Origin of the sequence: Pacificibacter marinus (assembly GCF_018860665.1) — a bacterium.
In the GTDB taxonomy this organism is placed as follows: Bacteria; Pseudomonadota; Alphaproteobacteria; order Rhodobacterales; family Rhodobacteraceae; genus Celeribacter; species Celeribacter marinus_A.
Genome location: NZ_JAHKPK010000038.1, coordinates 39,669 through 56,323, shown reverse-complemented (window position 1 = coordinate 56,323; position 16,655 = coordinate 39,669). Strand labels below are relative to the sequence as shown.

Genomic DNA, 16,655 nt, shown 5'->3' with positions numbered 1-16,655 from the left:
CATAGTCGCGCCCAGAAATGGCTTAAACAAGCATACAAACAGTCTTATTTTCCAGATAGTTGTCCAGCCCCAAGGCGCCATTCTCAACACCCCAGCCAGACGCCTTCATGCCACCTTTTGGCAGCTCTGGCGAAAAGTAACTGTGGCAATTCACCCAAACCGTCCCTGCGCGCACTTGAGCACTTAAACGATGCGCCCTCGACAGGTCTTGTGTCCACACCGAGGCAGCCAAACCGTATTGTGTGTCATTTGCCATGGCGACCACCTCATCTGCTTCATCAAACGCAGTAAGCGTGGCCACAGGGCCAAAAACCTCTTCGCGCATCACGGACATCTCAGGGCGAACATTCGTTAACACAGTTGGGTGGTAGAAAGCCGGATAATCCGCATTGATCGCCCCGCCCGCTAAAACTTCGGCGCCAGAAGTGCGACCGGCGTCAACAATCTCAGCCACATGTTTGGCATGGCCTGCGTTGATCAAAGGCCCAAGGTCACTGTCAGGATCAAGCCCGTGCCCAAGTCGCATTGACTGCGCAGATACCGCAAATTTTTCGGCAAAGCGATCATAAATCCCTCGTTGAACATAGATACGCGAGGCGGCCACGCAGACCTGTCCCGAATTGGCAAAAATACCGCGTGCAACCCCCGACACAGCCAGATCAAGGTCGGCATCATTCATGACAATAGCCGGAGATTTCCCACCAAGTTCAAGCGTTAGTTTTTTCAAATTGCCCTGTGCGGATCCTAACAAACGACGCCCGATGTCTGTCGATCCAGTAAAGGCGACCTTGGCCACATCGGGGTGGACAGCCAGCGCTTCTCCCACCTCATGCCCAAGCCCCGTCAAAAGGTTCACCACGCCAACGGGCACCCCAGCTTGTTCGATCAATTCGCACAAACGCACCGCCGTGAGAGAAGTCTCTTCGGCGGGTTTCAAAATTACTGTACACCCCGCACACAGCGCGGGGGCAAGCTTCATCGCGGCCATCAATAAAGGCGAATTCCACGGTACAATCGCCGCGACCACCCCCACGGGTTCGCGCCGCGTGTAGGCCATAACCTGTTTGCCTGCTGGCGCATATCCGATGGACGGCGTGATGGTCTGACCCGATAATTTGGTCGCATAGCCTGCGTAATAGCGAAACTGCGCGATCGCGCCATTCAGTTCGCCAAATCGGGCTGTGGCATATGTTTTGCCTTGGTCCAGACATTCAAGTTCGGCCAATTCATCTGCATGGGCTTCGATCAGATCAGCGATTTTCCACAAAAGCGCCTGACGCATGGCCGGTAACATCCCCGCCCAATCTGCGCCAATCAGCGCAGTATTGGCCGCCTCAACAGCTTGATCAGCTTCAGCCTGACCCGCACGAGACAAGCGCGTCAGTAGCTTTCCTGTGGCGGGATCGTGACTGTCAAAGGTCTCAGACAAAACATGCCATTCGCCCCCAATCCAAACCGGTTGAACAGGCCGAGACAGCAAAGCTTTAGCTCCGACAGTTTTAGGCGCGCAGGGTTTTACAGTGAATGTCATCGTCTCGTGTCCTTCATCATATCTCGTGCCAAACGCGCCCCGCGCAAAATGGAATGGTAGCCTGTACAGCGGCAAATATTGCCTTCAAGCGCCTCTTCGATCATCGCGTCGTCTGGAAGGCTTTCAACAGACAAAAGCCCCGTGAGGCTCATCATTACTCCGGGTGCGCAATACCCGCATTGAAACCCATTCTCGATCTCCATCGCTTTAATCAACACCCTGCCAGCAGGTTGCGTTTCAAGTCCGGTGATCGTGGTGATCTCTGCGTGCTCAATTTGCCAGCCCATCACGAGACAAGCATTGATCGGTGCGCCGTCACGCAGTACCGTACAAGCGCCGCAACGTCCGATGTCACAGCCGATTTTCGTAGCCGTCGCTCCGATATCTTCGCGCAAGTACGTCACGAGCATTGCATCAGCGGCAATCTGTGCCGGCACGCCGTTAAGCTTAAACTGTATCATGCCCGCCCTTCCATCGTCGTAAGGTTGTCCATCTCCGTAAAGCTGTCCATCACCGTAAGAATTGTCTCGGGCGAAATCGGCGTTATAGCAGGCCAAAACCCAATTGCGTCAGCAACGGCATTGGCAATCGCGGGCGCCACGGCACCAACCCCAAGTTCCCCCGCTCCACGCGGCCCGAACGGGTCTTCAGGATCAAGACTTTCATGCGCCGTTACACGTATATGTTCAGGTGCATCCTTGACGTTCGGCATCATGTAGCTATCGAAATTTCGCGCAACAGGATGCCCCGCATGATAGGGCATATCTTCCGTCAAGGTTGCACCAAGGGCTTGCACCAGACCGCCCTCCATTTGCCCCAGATAGGATGCCATATCCATCACGGGGCCAGCCGCCGTATGCATTTCAAAGTCAACGACACGCACCATGCCTGTTATTCGGTTCACAGCAATGCGTGCCAAAGTTGCCCCAAATGCAAAAATGAAACGCGCATTGCCTTTGGTGTAGTTCGTCTTTGGGAAAAGGTAATGTGCTTGAACCGGCGCGACATCTCCTAAGTCGGCGAATGTCAAACAAGGTGTCTGCGTATTCAAACCAAATTTTGTGATCCCGCCAGGCACGATTGCAAGTGTGTCGCTGGCGCAGTTCAATATCTGTGCAGCCCGCCCCAAAAGAGCCGCTTGAAACGCTGGAGCCGTTTCTTCGACACCACGCCAAACCACATAACCACCGCGAGCCGCAGTTGTGGATCCGCTGTCGGGGGCGTGCTTTGTATCGCCAATCACAGCGTAAATATCTGCGCGATCACAGCCCAACTTATCTGAAACAGCGGCATGTAAGGAGGCAATAAGCCCCTGCCCCATTTCATCCAAACCGCACAAGGCTTGGATTTTTCCATCCTTAAGCGCGAGCCCGAAATCAGCTTCGTCTTCTGGAATAGTCCCCAATCCGTTGCCTTGATAATTCAAAGCCATCCCGACACCGGCCCATTCATCTTCTTTGACGGCAAATGGTTGCCACATGCGCGAAGCTGAAGCGGCGGCAAGCATTTCGGGCAAGCGCTCTGTCGGCGCCACGGCTTGACCAAGCACACCAGGGCTGCCAAGCGCGCGAAGATTGCGACGGCGCATGTCAACCGGATCGAGGCCACACAGCCCTGCCAGACGGTCCATTTGGCACTCAATAGCATAGGTCATCTGATTGGCACCAAAGCCCCGAAACGCCCCGCAAGTTCCGTTGTTGGTATAGGCCAAACGTCCACGCGCACGATAATGCGCGATCGCGTAAGGCCCAACCACATGCTCCATCGCCGTTTCCAAAACACCGGGCGACAAGGATGCATAGGCTCCGCATTCGGACAGCACATCGACGTCTTGCACGATGACTTTCCCCTTTGCATCGCAACCGGTTTTCATCTTTATCCACATGGGATTGCGCTTGGTTCCGGCCTGTACACTTTCGGCCCGTGACAGATGCAACCGTACAGCTTGTCCTGATTTTTGCGCCAAAAGCGCAAGCGCTGGCTGAACCGTCAATTCATCTTTGCCGCCAAACGCCCCGCCCGTGGGCGATGTGATCACGCGCAAATTTTCTGTGGGCATATCCAGAATACGCGAGAGTTGCATTTGATCACGCGCACCATGCTGTCCGCCGGCACAGATTAACAAGCCCGCACCCTCAGGTGCCGCCCAGCCGCCTTCGGTTTCCATAAAGCCATGCATTTGGCGCGGGGTTACATAGGTCTCTTCGACGATATGCGCCACGTTCGCCCATGCTTCAGTCCACTCTAGCTCCGTATCGCCACGACCGTGAGATACCTCAGTTACCAGATTGCCCGTCTCATGGACCAAAGGCGTGTCAGGCATCAAAGCGGCGCGCGCCTCTGTGACGACAGGTAAATCTTCATAGGTGACTTTGATCAGCGACAAGGCTTTGGATGCAGTGGCCTCATCGATAGCAGCGACAGCCGCGACAGGGTCACCAGTATAGCGCACTTTGTCAGCGCATAAAGCTGGCTGGTCTTGAAACACAATACCGAACCCGTTCAGCCCTTTGATATCACGATGCGTCACCACGGCCTTTACGCCTGACAAAGCCTCGGCTTTTGATGTATCAATCGCCAAGATGCGCGCATGAGGTCGCCCTGCGCGAAGAATACGCCCGACCAACATCTGCGCCTCACGTTTATCCGTGAGATAGAGCAGCTTTCCACGCACTTTCGCGGGCATATCAGGGCGCGTTTGCCAACGTTTCTGTCCTGCGCTGCGCGATAATTCCGTCAACTCAGGTAGGGGCATCTTTGTGGGGCGGCGCGTTGTTTTATGCAGCGGTACATCTGGCGCGCCAAACAGCCCCGCAACAAGCCCCGCTGCCGCCACACGTTTGCGGTAGCTCGCCGTTCGAAAGGCACAGTCAGGGGCGGAAATTTCTGCTCTCATGCGGTGTCGTAAATCAGTCAGATCAACATCTTCTAGCGTTTGTCCCAACAGCCACGCTTCAGCATCATACAATCTTTGCGGTGGTGTCGCACCGCCACCCACAGCCAAACGTAGGCCTGATATTTGTCCATGCTTCACCGACATCATCCCAGCCGATGCAATAATAGATGCTGTAAAAGCCTGTCTCAAACCGACTTTTCGCCATGTGCTTTTAGGTTTATTATCTTCGAGCGGCCGCACGGTAAGCGACAAAATAATCCCAAAAGGCGCTTTCAAATATTCCAAGACGCTCATAGCGCCCTCGGTCGTTTCAACAACAGCGTCCAAAGCGATCAACGCAGGAATAAGACAGCCTTTGCCCCAGGCGAGATTGCCCCCCAAAGTGGCCAAACGCCGAACATTTGGCGCGGCCACATCAGCGCAAGCCTTGGACAAAAGCGGGATATTAGCGTGCCGGATTTCTTCGAGTGGCGTGCCTGCACCGAGTGTAAGACCCTGAATACCTTTGGGGATCAAATGGCCGATGGGCACATACTGTGCGGGTGGTGTTTGGCCTTGAGAGAACTCCAATTGAAAACCGGAGCCCCCCGCAACGGCAACGCCTCCTGTCGCAATCAGCTTGGCAGCCTCTTTTAAACTATCAGGCCGCGTGATTTTCATGCCGCCTCCGGCGTTGTTGTTCCAAATGTTAAGCCCTTTTGTTTCAACCATCGCCGATAAGCGACCGAGGAACTGTCGGCACGCGTTGGGATTTCAGCACGCGCTTCAAGTGGTAAAAGCCGCGGGCGCTGGTTTTCAACGATGATCCTGTCTTGTAAAAAAATCACCTGCTCAAACCGCAACAGTTGGGTGTGGCTGGCCTCTTGATCCGTAAGATACATCACAGGGATCGCGCGCACTTCATCTTCGTCTATTGGGTGAATAAACAGCGCGATGGCATCTTCAACTCCACCACTGTCCGGCACCACACGATAAAGCATCACAACAAAGGGCGACGGAACCCGATAGGTAAGCTGCGCGAATTCGCCATCCGGACGCGTCGTCGTCATCTGAGGTTGAAAAAATTTGCAATTGGTTGCCCAGACCTCATCCACGTCATGGCGGATTTCTGATTTATAACTCAGCACTTCTGTATGAGGCTCAGAGCCCAAAATATCCGCATGAACAAAGGGGAAATGCGCCATGTCGAGAAAGTTTTCCACGACCCGCAATCCAGAAGCCCGCATTTTGACCCAGCCACATGGAACGAAACGGCGACCAGTCTCTTGGCTTTCTGCAATATCAAAAATCTCTTTGTTCGGTGTGCCCAATGTGGTCCAAAGCACCCCAAACTTTTCACGCACTGGCAAATCTCGACCATCGTGAACCACCTTGTGGCCCGGACCGACGGTAATGGGGTGGCCAAGCAACTTGGTGTCTGCTGCATGATCCAAATCTGTCGCAGTCGCAACAGCATACCAGTCATTAAGCGCCACGGGATCTTGGGTGCCTGCCATCTTTTTCTCCTTTAGTCCGTCCATTGCGTCGTCCCGCCACCATTGGCATCCAACCAAGTTTGGCGACGCTGGAAATGACCTGGTGCCAGACGGGAAACACGATCAATAATTTCAGACATATCGCCAGAAACAAGGCGTCCCTCATCGACACAGACCTCACCGTTGACCATCGTCATTTTGACATCGCCGCCTTTGACTGCATGGACAAGATTGTGTTGCAAATTAAACCAACGCCCGTCTGGGAAAAATGGCGTCATGCGTGGTGATCGACCATCTACGGCAATGATGTCCGCTTTTTTACCCACTTCTAAAGACCCCGTGACCTTATCTAGCCCCACGGCCTTGGCCCCTAAACAGGTCGCCATTTCCAACACAGACCAACTGTCCATCGCAGCTGCATCCAGTTCACGCAGCTTACCTTTGAGAGATGCTGTTTTCATCTCTTCAAACATGTCAAAGTTGTTATTTTCTTTTTCGCCATCAGTACCAATGCCAACGGGGATACCAGCGGCAAGCATTTCTTTGATGGGCGCAATCCCTGAGGCCAATTTCATATTCGATACGGGGTTATGCGCCACGGAGACGTTGTAATCGGCAACCATTTCTATCTCGTCTTGCGAGAACCAAACCGCATGAGCGAACATCGCCAAGGGGGTCTCAAAAAAACCGAGATCGCGGAACACCTCCATCGGTTTTTTTCCGTAACGTGTTTGGTATTCCGCCAGTTCGATTTCAGCTTCCGAGCAATGCGTATGAAACGGAACGTTGTATTTTTTCGACATATCAATGGCGCGCTGTTGGGCGGGCTCATCGGCGTAGAAAAGATGTTCTAAACCGACCCAAACATTCACACGCCCCTGCGCTTTGCCATTCCAGCGCTCAATCAATCCTTCGTTCATATCAAGCGTGTCGAAATAGTTGTAATCAGGATGTTCCCCAACATAAGGCACTGCAATCAAACGATTACCAAGAACTTCGCAGGCGCGTGCAGATCCATCCATATGACGCCACATGTCGACGATTGTTGTCGTGCCGCCCAACAGGCTTTCGGCGTAAGCAAGGTAACTCGCCGCCTCGGCTTCTTCGGGCAAAAGGACACGGTGCATGGGGTTGATATGCTGCGCCAGCCAATCCCAGACAGGTAAATGTTCAGCTGTGCCGCGCAGGAATCCTGAATGCGCATGCGCGTTGATCAATCCTGGCATCAAAACAGCTTTGCCCAGATTTTTGACAGATACGTTCGGGTTGGCGGCAATCACTTCGGTCTGTGGGCCAATGGCGGCAATCTCATCGCCTTTCACGAAAATCGCCGCATCTGTCAGCGTTTCGCGCGTTGCATTCATTGTTACGATGGCATCGGCAGTCAAAATTAGGTCGCTCATGCGTCCTCCAATATAAATGTTGCGGCACGTTCACCGATCATCGTGACAGGCGCGTGGGTATGGCACGCAGGGATTTCGGGAATGACAGAAGCGTCCGCGACCCAGAGACCGCGAACGCCTTTGACGCCCAACCGAGGGGAAACGGGGGCATCATCATGAGAGCCCATTTGGGCTGTTCCGCAACAGTGAAAAAAGGTGGAACAAGAGCGCCGCACAAAGGTCTCAAAATCATCAGATCGTCGTGGCGCGACATGGTCTTTGAAAAAGGGTGCAAACCCCGTTGAGGCTACCATATCCATAAGAAACTCAATGCCACTGACGAGGGCCGCCAAATCACGCGGATCACCAAGTAAATTGGGTTGAATGTCTAACGGCGCAGTGGGAGACGCAGCGTTCAGGCGTATCCGGCCCTTAGAATGCGACTGCATCACACCAAGCCCAATGGCAAAAATGTCGTCCCCATCCAAATTATACTGATCCCAAAGCGCTGGCGTCGCAGACCGCCCTTGTACAGGAAACGCCAAAAGATCGGCTTGGGCAAGCGCGTCATCAGATTTCCATATCGTCAATGTCCCTCCGCCGTTGCCCACCATTTCGCCGAGCGGCGCTGAGGCACGAAAGTTCAATGCGCGCAACAAAGGGTGGTCTTGAAGGTTCTGTCCAATGGCAGCGGCTTTAAGTTTGATCGGCAGGCCCAAACGCGCCAATTCTGCCTCTGGTCCAATCCCAGACAACATCAAAAGACGCGGCGTCTCCAGTGCTCCAGCAGATAAAATCACGCCACATTGCGCTGTGAGATGCGCCTCGCCGTCTGGACCACTCACCGCAACACCTGATGTGCGATCTCCATCGAATGTCAGATAAAGCGCAAGAGTTTCGGTCAATATAGTTACGCGATCCGAGACCATAATCGGCGCAAGGTAAGCCTCTGCCGATGTATGTCGCCGACCCGCGCTATCAATATTGAAATTTGCCAACCCCACACCAAAAGGTTCAGGGCCATTCGGATCATCGAGCAGCGGCAGTCCCATCGCAGCACCACTTTTAAGCATCGCTTGCGTGAGCGGATGATCTGGATTTGGGCGGGTGATTTTTAGTGGGCCTTCGCCACCACGTAGATCGCTTGCCCCCTCGGACCAGTTTTCAGACGCCTTGAACGCAGGCAAACAATCTTGCCAACTCCAGCCAGCCGCGCGCGCATTCCAACGTTCATAATCAGCAGGCACACCTCGATACCACATCATTGCATTGGTCGCAGTAGACCCGCCCAAAGCCTTGCCCCGCGGGATCGCAATTTCGCGGTCAAGGATGCGATTGGTCGGGGCATAATGATGCCCCCAATCCCATACTCCACTTTGCAGCCCGAACCATTTTGACGGATCTTCGATATCGGAAATACCAAAGCTAGACCGCCCAGCTTCGACCACGGCAACATCTGCGCCCGCATCATGAAGACGCCGCGCAACCGCAGAGCCCCCTGATCCAGACCCAATGATGATATAGTCAAAGCTGGTTTTCATACGTTGATCAATTGTGCTCGGAAGGGCCCATAATCGTGATCCCTTCGGTTTTCTCGACATGGCGTACAAAGATGTATTTATCTTCACGCCCATCAGAATGTTTGCGCTTGATTTCAGGCTGCACAGTGCCTGAAACCTTGGCGACAACGACATAAGGGACCTCAGCCTTCAGGCCCGCTTCACAATGTGCGTCGAATTCTTCCACCGTTGTTGCGGTGAACGCCTGATCGATACCAGAAGCGCGCGCGATCCCCGCAAGATCGACACGCCCCGACGCGGTATGCGTTTTGGGGCCACCAATCGATTGGTATTGCTCGTTATCCCAAACAACGACAAACAGGTTTTTCGGCTGCTCGTTGCCTAAAGTCGCAAGAATACCCAAATTAAACAAAAGCCCACCATCTGTGTCGAGCGATACAATTTGGCGGTCAGGTAGACCTGCTGCCAGTCCGAAAGCTTCAGGGGTCACACAGCCAAGCTGTTGTTGAAACAGGGACGCTTCGCGCATATGCGGCGCAGCATTGTACCATTCATCAACGGAGGCACCGAGTGACAAAATCACCAACTCATCAGACAGGCGCGCTGCCAATTTGGTCATACAATCAAATCGTTTCATCGTACGATACTCCCAGATAGGGCCACAGCTGTGTGATAGTAAGAGGCATAGGCCAGTTCATAGGCATCGACGATGGCCTGTTCGATGCGTTCCTCTTCGCGCTCAACCGCATAGGGAATGCGCAGCGCTTTAAGAACCGGCTCCATTGTGGTGGCGTGTGGTACAGCCCACCAATTGTTTTCGCCCATATCGCCACGGTAGCTCATAAGCATCACAACCGGAATGCCAGCCCCAAGGCCCATTCGCGCCAAAGGCTCAACTGACGCCCGCAGGCCGGAATTTTCCATGACCAATGCTGCGCGCTGTCCTGACAAAAATATACCGCCGCAAATCGCAGCGCCTTCGCCCTCATTCGTCACCTGAATCGTGCGAATGTCTGGGTCGGCATCAAGTGCGGGGTAAAGTTCTTTGAACAAACTATCGGGGAGATAACACACCAGCGTCACCCCAGCCCGTTTCAGCCCGCGGATCACTGCATCGACGGCACTTTGTTTCATCATTCCCTCCGGTTGATAGCTCGATTTCTATCAACCTGTCAGGAAAAAACTGTTCCCAAAAGACGGTAATTGTAGAACGAGTTGTTTCACTCAGCGCAACACTAGTCGCGTGAAGTTTCCCGCATCGATTCAAGAGTAGACGTCAAAACATCCGCCAGCGCCTGAGCCGCTTCAGACACTTCACCTTTCGGGCGCGACACAAGCGTCAACCGCCTTAGACTTAAACCAGGATCAGACAAAGGAATAAACGTCAGTTGTCCGCGCGCAATCTCGGCCTGCACCCCCATTTTGGTCTGCAAAATAGTGCCTAACCCACGAGTCGCGAGATCAATCATCAAGCCAATAGAGTTGGTTTTTGTCCGCCGTGAAAATTCAACAAAAGCCCCAGAAAACATTTGCTCGACTGAACTGCCAAGCGTCAAAGACCCGTCAGACAAGATGACCCGTTCGCCTGAAAGATCGTAACTTTTCAACTTTCCACGCAGCTTCGTAAGCGGGCTGCCGGGGGAGACCAAAACTCCAAGCGGCAGAGAAATTGATGTCAACCTACGCGCATTACGCGGCACGCGCACATCGAATGCTAGTGCGAGATCCGCCTCACCTTGATGCACCAAATCAACCGCATTTTGTGACCCTACAACCTGTATATCGACACTGATTTCTGGATGGCGCACCCAAAAACCGGCTAGCACATCTGTCAGAATCCCCCTCGACGCACTTTCAATGACAGCTAAAGTGACAGTGCCACGGCGCAGCCCTTGCAGGTCGCCGATTTCCGTCACAGCGCGGTTCATTTCACCCGTTGATTGCTTGATGTGGTGCTCAAGTAATTCCCCAGCAGAGGTCAGCCGCAATCGTTGCTTGGTGCGGTCGAACAATGGTGTGCCAAGGTCTTCTTCAAGTTGCTTGATCGAACGAGAAATAGAAGACGGCGCAACATTTAACGTCAATGCCGTCTGACGGATGGACCCCAAGCGGGCCACCAGAGAAAAGTGGTAGACGCGAGACGAAACAAGACCGAGGCGATGTAAATCCAATAGCTTTCCTAAAAGTAGTCTGGCCTAATGATAGTCAGGAATTCCCGGCATCGTTATGAAACCTGGCAACAGGCGTATTCTGCGCGCCCAAAGACGTAGTGCAGGAAACTCATCATGATCAAGATTAAAATCTCGACTGAGTGCGAAAGCTGGGAACAGCGCGAGGTCTGCCAAACTGGGCACATCCCCCGCCACAAAATTTTCGCCTCTCAAAGACTGCCGCGTCAAATGGTCGTCCAGAATACGAAATAACGCCCGCGCCTGCGCACGTAATTCAGCAACATCCCCCGCCGCATCCAGCAAGGCGACAGCGCGTGCCTGCACCGCAACAGCAAGATCATCACAAGCGAATCCCAGCCAATCCATCATCCGAGCGCGGTCCTTTGCCTCATCAGGTATGAATCGTTTATCGATATCTTGTTCCGCCACGTAAATTAGAACTGCTGAAAGATTACGCAAAACCAGCGCATTGTCCTCTAAAATAGGCAGACGCCCCATCGGGTTTAGTTTTAAGTACTCAGGGGATTTTTCTTCTGTGCCGGGAAAGGCGTCCACATTGATCAGTTCCAGCGCCACTTCAGCACAAGATGCGACCAAACGAACCCGATAGCAATTCTCAAAAAGATCATAATTATGTAAGATCATGTCACGACCTCCAGCTCTTCGATGCTGCGTCGCAGTTCCTCGCTCCAATCAAGAATAGATTCCCTTACATCGCCCGCACAGCCTTCAGGCACAGTAATATGTAGCGCACATTGGGCGCTTGAGATGGGTTGAATACCAATGGTCATCGTGGCTCCATCACGTTCCAAGATCACGACATTCGCGACATCACCATCAGCACAGCCCTGCTTGCGCAAGACGGCTAAAACAGTCGCATCTGAGGCGTCAATGTATACGGATTTCACCCCTTCCATAGCAGGCAAACCTGCGAAGCTGCTCTCACTTGACCCAAGCGGCAATTGCGCCCAAATGAGCCCCCCCGCCTCGGCCACACCATATCGGGCAACACAGATAGATTTTGGAACCTCAACCTCAGGATGGGCAGGGATATATTGGCACGTACCGCTCTGATCATACTCCCAGCCATGATAAAGGCAGGTAATGTGGTCGCCTCGCACGAACCCAAAGCTCATTTTCATACCACGATGAGGGCAACGATCTTCCCAAGCATGCGCAACGCCAGAGGAGTCACGCCAAACGACAATCTCAGCGCCTTTGGCAACCACGCCAGCAGATGTGCCAGATTCGATCATATTTGATAGGGCGATCGGAACCCATTGTGACAGAACTTCCACGGTCTGCGTCATAAAGACATTCCTTTTTTTATCAGCATTTCGTCACGCCAAACATCGTGAACAACGCAATCTTGTGGCCCAAGGCTCATAGCCATTTCAAATGCATCCACCAAATCTGGTTGCCCTGTCACGATCATTTTCGCGCAGGTGTCACTTTGGTCCTGCGTGACAAGTTGCACCGACAAGCGCCGCGCGCGGTGTTCTGCAAATTCAAGGAAGCTCGCAGCAAGCAAATCGCCCTTAAATGTAAATTTGACCTGTTCGATTTTCATATGCGCGCACAGCATCCCACAAGAAAGCCCCAAGAAACACAGAGGCAACGACTGAATGTTTAATATCAGAATCACTTAGAGAGGCGAATTCCACAACCGTCAAGTGTTGTTCTATAAGCAACATTGAGGTGCAAACTTAGCCTCTATTCAGCATCATTTACTTTTGGAAACGTGGTGTCACACACAAAGATGAGACGGACAAACCGCCTTGTCGCTGACACGAATTTCGAGGTTTGGCTGCTGGCGCATCACGCTGGCACCCAAACATTCCATCTAAGCGCGTTCAGTCGCGCCCTCATCCCTAATGGTCACACAAAGGGGATGAGGCAGCATAAACAGATAAGAGGTTCTTCCTTATGATTTCGACCAAATCCCTGTCCCGCCGCGGCTTTTTGAACATGGGTGTCGCAGCTGGCGTAGGCCTTGTTTTGCCTAAAACCGGCCTTCTCCAGCCTGCACATGCAGCAGCCCCACTCGCCCCGGTCGCAGAAGAAAATGCACATATCGCTTTTGGGCACACTGGCCCAACCTCTGACGAGGGATGGACTTGGGCGCATGACCAAGGCATGAAAGCTGTCGAAGCGGCATTCCCCAAGCTGCGCACATCTTATGTTGAAAGCATCCCCTATTCAGCGGATGCCACGCGTATTTACCGTCAATTCGTGGCCGATGACGCCAACATGGTCTTCGCCACATCGAATTACGGCGACTTCCTATATGACGTCGCAAATCGTGCGCCAAACGTTGCATTCTATGAATGTGACGGCCGCAGCGCACTCGAAAATCTTGGCACTTACTATGTGTCGCATTGGTACCCATCCTACATCGCGGGGATCGCTGCGGGGGCCATGTCACCCTCTGGAAAATTGGGTTATGTTGCATCTTTCCCTGTGCCTTCAGTCTATTCTGGCACCAATGCTTTCCTTATGGGCGCACGGACGGTCAACCCCGAAGCAACACTGCAAGCCATCGTGATCAACAGCTGGTTTGACCCGCAAGCGGCCACACAGGCCGGCACAGCTTTGATCGATAATGGCTGTGACGTGCTCTTTGGTATCATGGATGAAGCGGGTTATTTGCAAGTTGCGGAAGAACGTGGCGCTAAAGCCGTCATGTGGAACACCGATTTGCGCCGCTATGGCCCTAACGCCTATATTTCATCAATCATCGTGGACTTTAAAGCCTTTTATGTCGAACAAGTCCGCCGCCGTCTTGCTGGCGAATGGACCCCGACCCAAGACCTTCTGCCCTTCGGCAGTGGCGTGGATGTCGACGCATGGGGCGCAACTGTCCCTGCGGATGTCGCCGCAAAAGCCGATGCTGTCAAAGCCTCAATCATGGACGGGTCCTTCAACCCGTTCTTAGGCGAAATCAAGGACAGCAAAGGCAACGTCAAAGTCGCCAAAGGTGAAACAATGACCGAGCAAGAGCTCTATCATTGGAATTGGTCCATCGAGGGCGTGTCAGGTTTGGACACGTAAAGATGGCGCGGCAAACCGCATCGATCCAACAGCGTCTCGGGTTAACGCCCGGGACGCCACCTATTTTGGCACTGAAAGGTGTCAGCAAATATTTCCCTGGTGTTATCGCCAATGAAGATGTCGATATCGATGTCTACCCCGGTGAAATTCACGCCCTTTTAGGGGAAAACGGCGCGGGCAAATCAACCTTGATGAACATCGTAACCGGCATCTACAAAATGGATGCGGGCGAAGTGATCATTGAAGGCCATGCGCGTGATTTTTCGTCGCCCACGGATGCGATAGACGCGGGCATTGGCATGGTGCATCAGCATTTCAAGTTGGTACGCGCGTTTACCGTGGCTGAAAACATTCACCTCGGATGGCCTCAAACCCCGAAATGTATTTCAAAGCGCCACTTAGAATCCCGCACTCACGCACTTGCACAAAATTTAGGCTTGGCGGTGAAACCCGAAGCCATCGTCGCGAACCTATCCACGGGCGAACAACAACGCGTCGAAATTCTCCGCGTTCTTGCACGTGATGCCAAACTTCTTATCCTTGACGAACCCACCGCCGTGTTGACCCCCAAAGAAGCGCGCGAGCTTTTTGCAGCTCTGCGAGCATTTGTGGCGCGTGGGAATGCGGTTATTTTCATCTCGCACAAACTTGACGAGGTGATGGAAGTGTCCAACCGCGTGACTGTGTTACGCGGGGGTAAAAAAGTGGCAACGGAATGGACGGACACTTGCACAGAAAATAGCCTTGCGCAGTTGATGGTCGGACGGGAAATCGTCTTGACCGAGACACAGAAAAAAACAGCGCCTTCAATCAAAACCGCTCCCATTCTTAATCTGTCAGATATTAGCCTGACGACAGATCAGGGAACGGTTCTGAACAACATATCGTTTGATCTGGCCGCAGGAGAGATTCTTGGCATCGCTGGGATTGCCGGCAATGGGCAACGCGAATTGACTTACGTCATGTCCGGTCTTTCCACGCCCAGCTCTGGCATGCTGACCCTTGATGGTAAAGATGTCACAAAAGCTGGCGCACGGACCATGGCGCAAACGGGCATCGGCCACATCCCGGAAGATCGTCTTCATTCCGGCATGGCCCCGACCTTGTCGATCACGGACAACGCTGTTTTGCGTGAATATGCTCAACCGCCATTGACGCGCAAAGGCTGGTTCTCACCGAAAGGTGCGGCCAATCTGGCCCGTGAAATTGCGAGAGTCGCCGATGTGATGGTGCCTGATTTCAATATGCCTGCACGTAATCTGTCCGGCGGCAATCAACAACGGCTTGTTGCGCGGCGCGAAATGCGGATTGCAGAAAAAATATTGATTGCCGCCTACCCTTCTCGTGGGCTCGATGTTGGCGCGATCAATACGATGATGCGCTATTTCATTGAGTTGCGCGACCAAGGCGTCGCCGTGGTTCTTATTTCCGAGGAACTGGAAGAATTGATGAATTTCTCTGACCGAATTGCCGTGATGTTTCACGGTGAAATCATGGGCATTATCCCCACAAAAGACGCCGATGTAGAACAAATCGGTTTGATGATGGGCGGCACACGGCAGGAGGATCTGACATGAACTTGATACGCCTTCAACGCATGCCAATTGCCACGCCGCGCGTGGCCTTTGCCTTTCGGGTGGCTTCGGTTCTTTTAGCCCTTTTCACCACTGCGATTGCCTTGTCGATAAGTGGGCGCAGTCCGGTTGCCTTGGGAGCAAAGGTCATTTCCGCAACCTTTGGATCGTCTTTCGGCCTAGAGGATCTGGCCCTTTTGTTCTCGCCTTTGGTCTATTGCGGCCTATCCGTTGCTGTCGCCTTACGCATTGGTGCATGGAATATCGGCGCAGAAGGCCAGTTCAATTTCGGGGCATTTTGTGCAACGGGTGTTGCCCTGTTTGTACAGGGGCCGACTTGGGTCATCCTACCTTTGATGGCCCTTGCGGGAATGGTCGGCGGCGCGCTGTGGATTTTGATCCCGACATTGGCGCGTGCTTATGCTGATGTTTCAGAACTTATCACAACGCTTTTGATGAATTTCGTCGCCATATTATTGGTCTATTGGGTCGCGACGGGCCCATGGCTTGATCCGTCGGGCATGGCTTTGGCGACAACGTCACGACTGCCTGTGTCTGTGCCTGCCCTTTGGGGGATTGTGCATTGGGGGCCTCTCGTCGGCATCTTTCTGGCAATCGCATTGGCGCTTTTTGTAACCTATACACGTTGGGGATACGAAGTGCGGATCGCAGGCGCCAATCCGGGGGCAGCTCGCTATGCAGGCATGCCGGTAAAAACCCAATTGATCGGCATCATGCTGTTGTCCGGTGCGATTGCAGGGCTCGGCGGAATGATGGAAGTGGCTGGAACGGTGGGACGCTTGCAAGGCGGTATATCGAACAATTACGGCTATATCGGTATTATGGTTGCCGTGCTCGCACGGGCTGCTCCCATCGGCGTCTTGGCTACAGCATTTTTCATGGCGGTTCTTTTGAATGGCGGCATTGTTTTGCAGTCACAAGGGTTAACCACTCATACTGTTTTGGCTGTGACTGGCCTTATCCTTCTCTACGCCGCCATCGGCGACGAAATGGCCCATTACAAAATTCTACATCCCAAAGTGAAGGACATCTGA

General features: G+C 53.2%; 15 protein-coding genes. 3 read left to right on the top strand and 12 right to left on the bottom strand.

The features are described from left to right. Positions 1-22: 22 nt before the first annotated feature. From KO497_RS11175 to KO497_RS11120, 12 genes are all read right to left on the bottom strand, one after another. A complete protein-coding gene (locus KO497_RS11175; protein ID WP_215944049.1) occupies positions 23-1,531 on the bottom strand; it encodes an aldehyde dehydrogenase family protein in 1,509 nt (502 codons plus the stop codon). Continuing rightward, a complete protein-coding gene (locus tag KO497_RS11170) occupies positions 1,528-1,992 on the bottom strand; it encodes a (2Fe-2S)-binding protein (RefSeq protein WP_215944048.1) in 465 nt (154 codons plus the stop codon). Before KO497_RS11170 ends, KO497_RS11175 begins: the two co-directional genes overlap by 4 nt. Further along, positions 1,989-5,087 (bottom strand): molybdopterin cofactor-binding domain-containing protein, encoded by a 3,099-nt coding sequence (locus KO497_RS11165; protein WP_215944047.1) that lies wholly within the window; start codon positions 5,085-5,087, stop codon positions 1,989-1,991. The genes KO497_RS11170 and KO497_RS11165 overlap by 4 nt, the downstream gene beginning before the upstream one ends. Continuing rightward, complete coding sequence (locus KO497_RS11160) at positions 5,084-5,923, bottom strand: aromatic ring-hydroxylating oxygenase subunit alpha (RefSeq protein WP_215944046.1); 840 nt, start codon at positions 5,921-5,923, stop codon at positions 5,084-5,086. Before KO497_RS11160 ends, KO497_RS11165 begins: the two co-directional genes overlap by 4 nt. An 11-nt stretch (positions 5,924-5,934) precedes the next feature. Next, positions 5,935-7,305: an amidohydrolase family protein gene (locus KO497_RS11155; RefSeq protein ID WP_215944045.1), complete on the bottom strand. Its 1,371-nt coding sequence runs from the start codon at positions 7,303-7,305 to the stop codon at positions 5,935-5,937. After that, on the bottom strand, positions 7,302-8,825 hold the full coding sequence (locus KO497_RS11150; protein ID WP_215944044.1) for a GMC family oxidoreductase: 1,524 nt from the start codon (positions 8,823-8,825) through the stop codon (positions 7,302-7,304). Before KO497_RS11150 ends, KO497_RS11155 begins: the two co-directional genes overlap by 4 nt. 7 nt (positions 8,826-8,832) lie before the next feature. After that, a complete protein-coding gene (locus tag KO497_RS11145; RefSeq protein ID WP_215944043.1) occupies positions 8,833-9,441 on the bottom strand; it encodes a thiamine pyrophosphate-dependent enzyme in 609 nt (202 codons plus the stop codon). Continuing rightward, the gene (locus tag KO497_RS11140) at positions 9,438-9,941 is read right to left on the bottom strand and encodes a thiamine pyrophosphate-binding protein (RefSeq protein ID WP_252729629.1); all 504 of its coding nucleotides are present in this window, start codon (positions 9,939-9,941) and stop codon (positions 9,438-9,440) included. The genes KO497_RS11145 and KO497_RS11140 overlap by 4 nt, the downstream gene beginning before the upstream one ends. Positions 9,942-10,039: 98 nt before the next feature. Next, the gene (locus KO497_RS11135; protein WP_215944042.1) at positions 10,040-10,975 is read right to left on the bottom strand and encodes a LysR family transcriptional regulator; all 936 of its coding nucleotides are present in this window, start codon (positions 10,973-10,975) and stop codon (positions 10,040-10,042) included. Between the two features lie 24 nt (positions 10,976-10,999). Next, a complete protein-coding gene (locus tag KO497_RS11130; RefSeq protein WP_215944041.1) occupies positions 11,000-11,620 on the bottom strand; it encodes a glutathione S-transferase family protein in 621 nt (206 codons plus the stop codon). Beyond that, entirely contained in the window at positions 11,617-12,285 is a 669-nt protein-coding gene (locus KO497_RS11125; protein WP_215944040.1) for a Rieske (2Fe-2S) protein, read from the bottom strand. The genes KO497_RS11130 and KO497_RS11125 overlap by 4 nt, the downstream gene beginning before the upstream one ends. After that, positions 12,282-12,545 (bottom strand): hypothetical protein, encoded by a 264-nt coding sequence (locus KO497_RS11120; protein ID WP_215944039.1) that lies wholly within the window; start codon positions 12,543-12,545, stop codon positions 12,282-12,284. Before KO497_RS11120 ends, KO497_RS11125 begins: the two co-directional genes overlap by 4 nt. A 356-nt stretch (positions 12,546-12,901) precedes the next feature. On the opposite strand from KO497_RS11120, the gene KO497_RS11115 reads away from it, so the two are divergent. Genes KO497_RS11115 through KO497_RS11105 form a run of 3 tightly spaced genes read left to right on the top strand, consistent with a single transcriptional unit; the run spans position 12,902 to position 16,655 of the window. Then, entirely contained in the window at positions 12,902-14,026 is a 1,125-nt protein-coding gene (locus KO497_RS11115) for a BMP family ABC transporter substrate-binding protein (protein WP_215944038.1), read from the top strand. A gap of 2 nt (positions 14,027-14,028) precedes the next feature. After that, a complete protein-coding gene (locus tag KO497_RS11110; RefSeq protein ID WP_215944037.1) occupies positions 14,029-15,603 on the top strand; it encodes an ABC transporter ATP-binding protein in 1,575 nt (524 codons plus the stop codon). Beyond that, entirely contained in the window at positions 15,600-16,655 is a 1,056-nt protein-coding gene (locus KO497_RS11105) for an ABC transporter permease (protein ID WP_215944036.1), read from the top strand. The genes KO497_RS11110 and KO497_RS11105 overlap by 4 nt, the downstream gene beginning before the upstream one ends.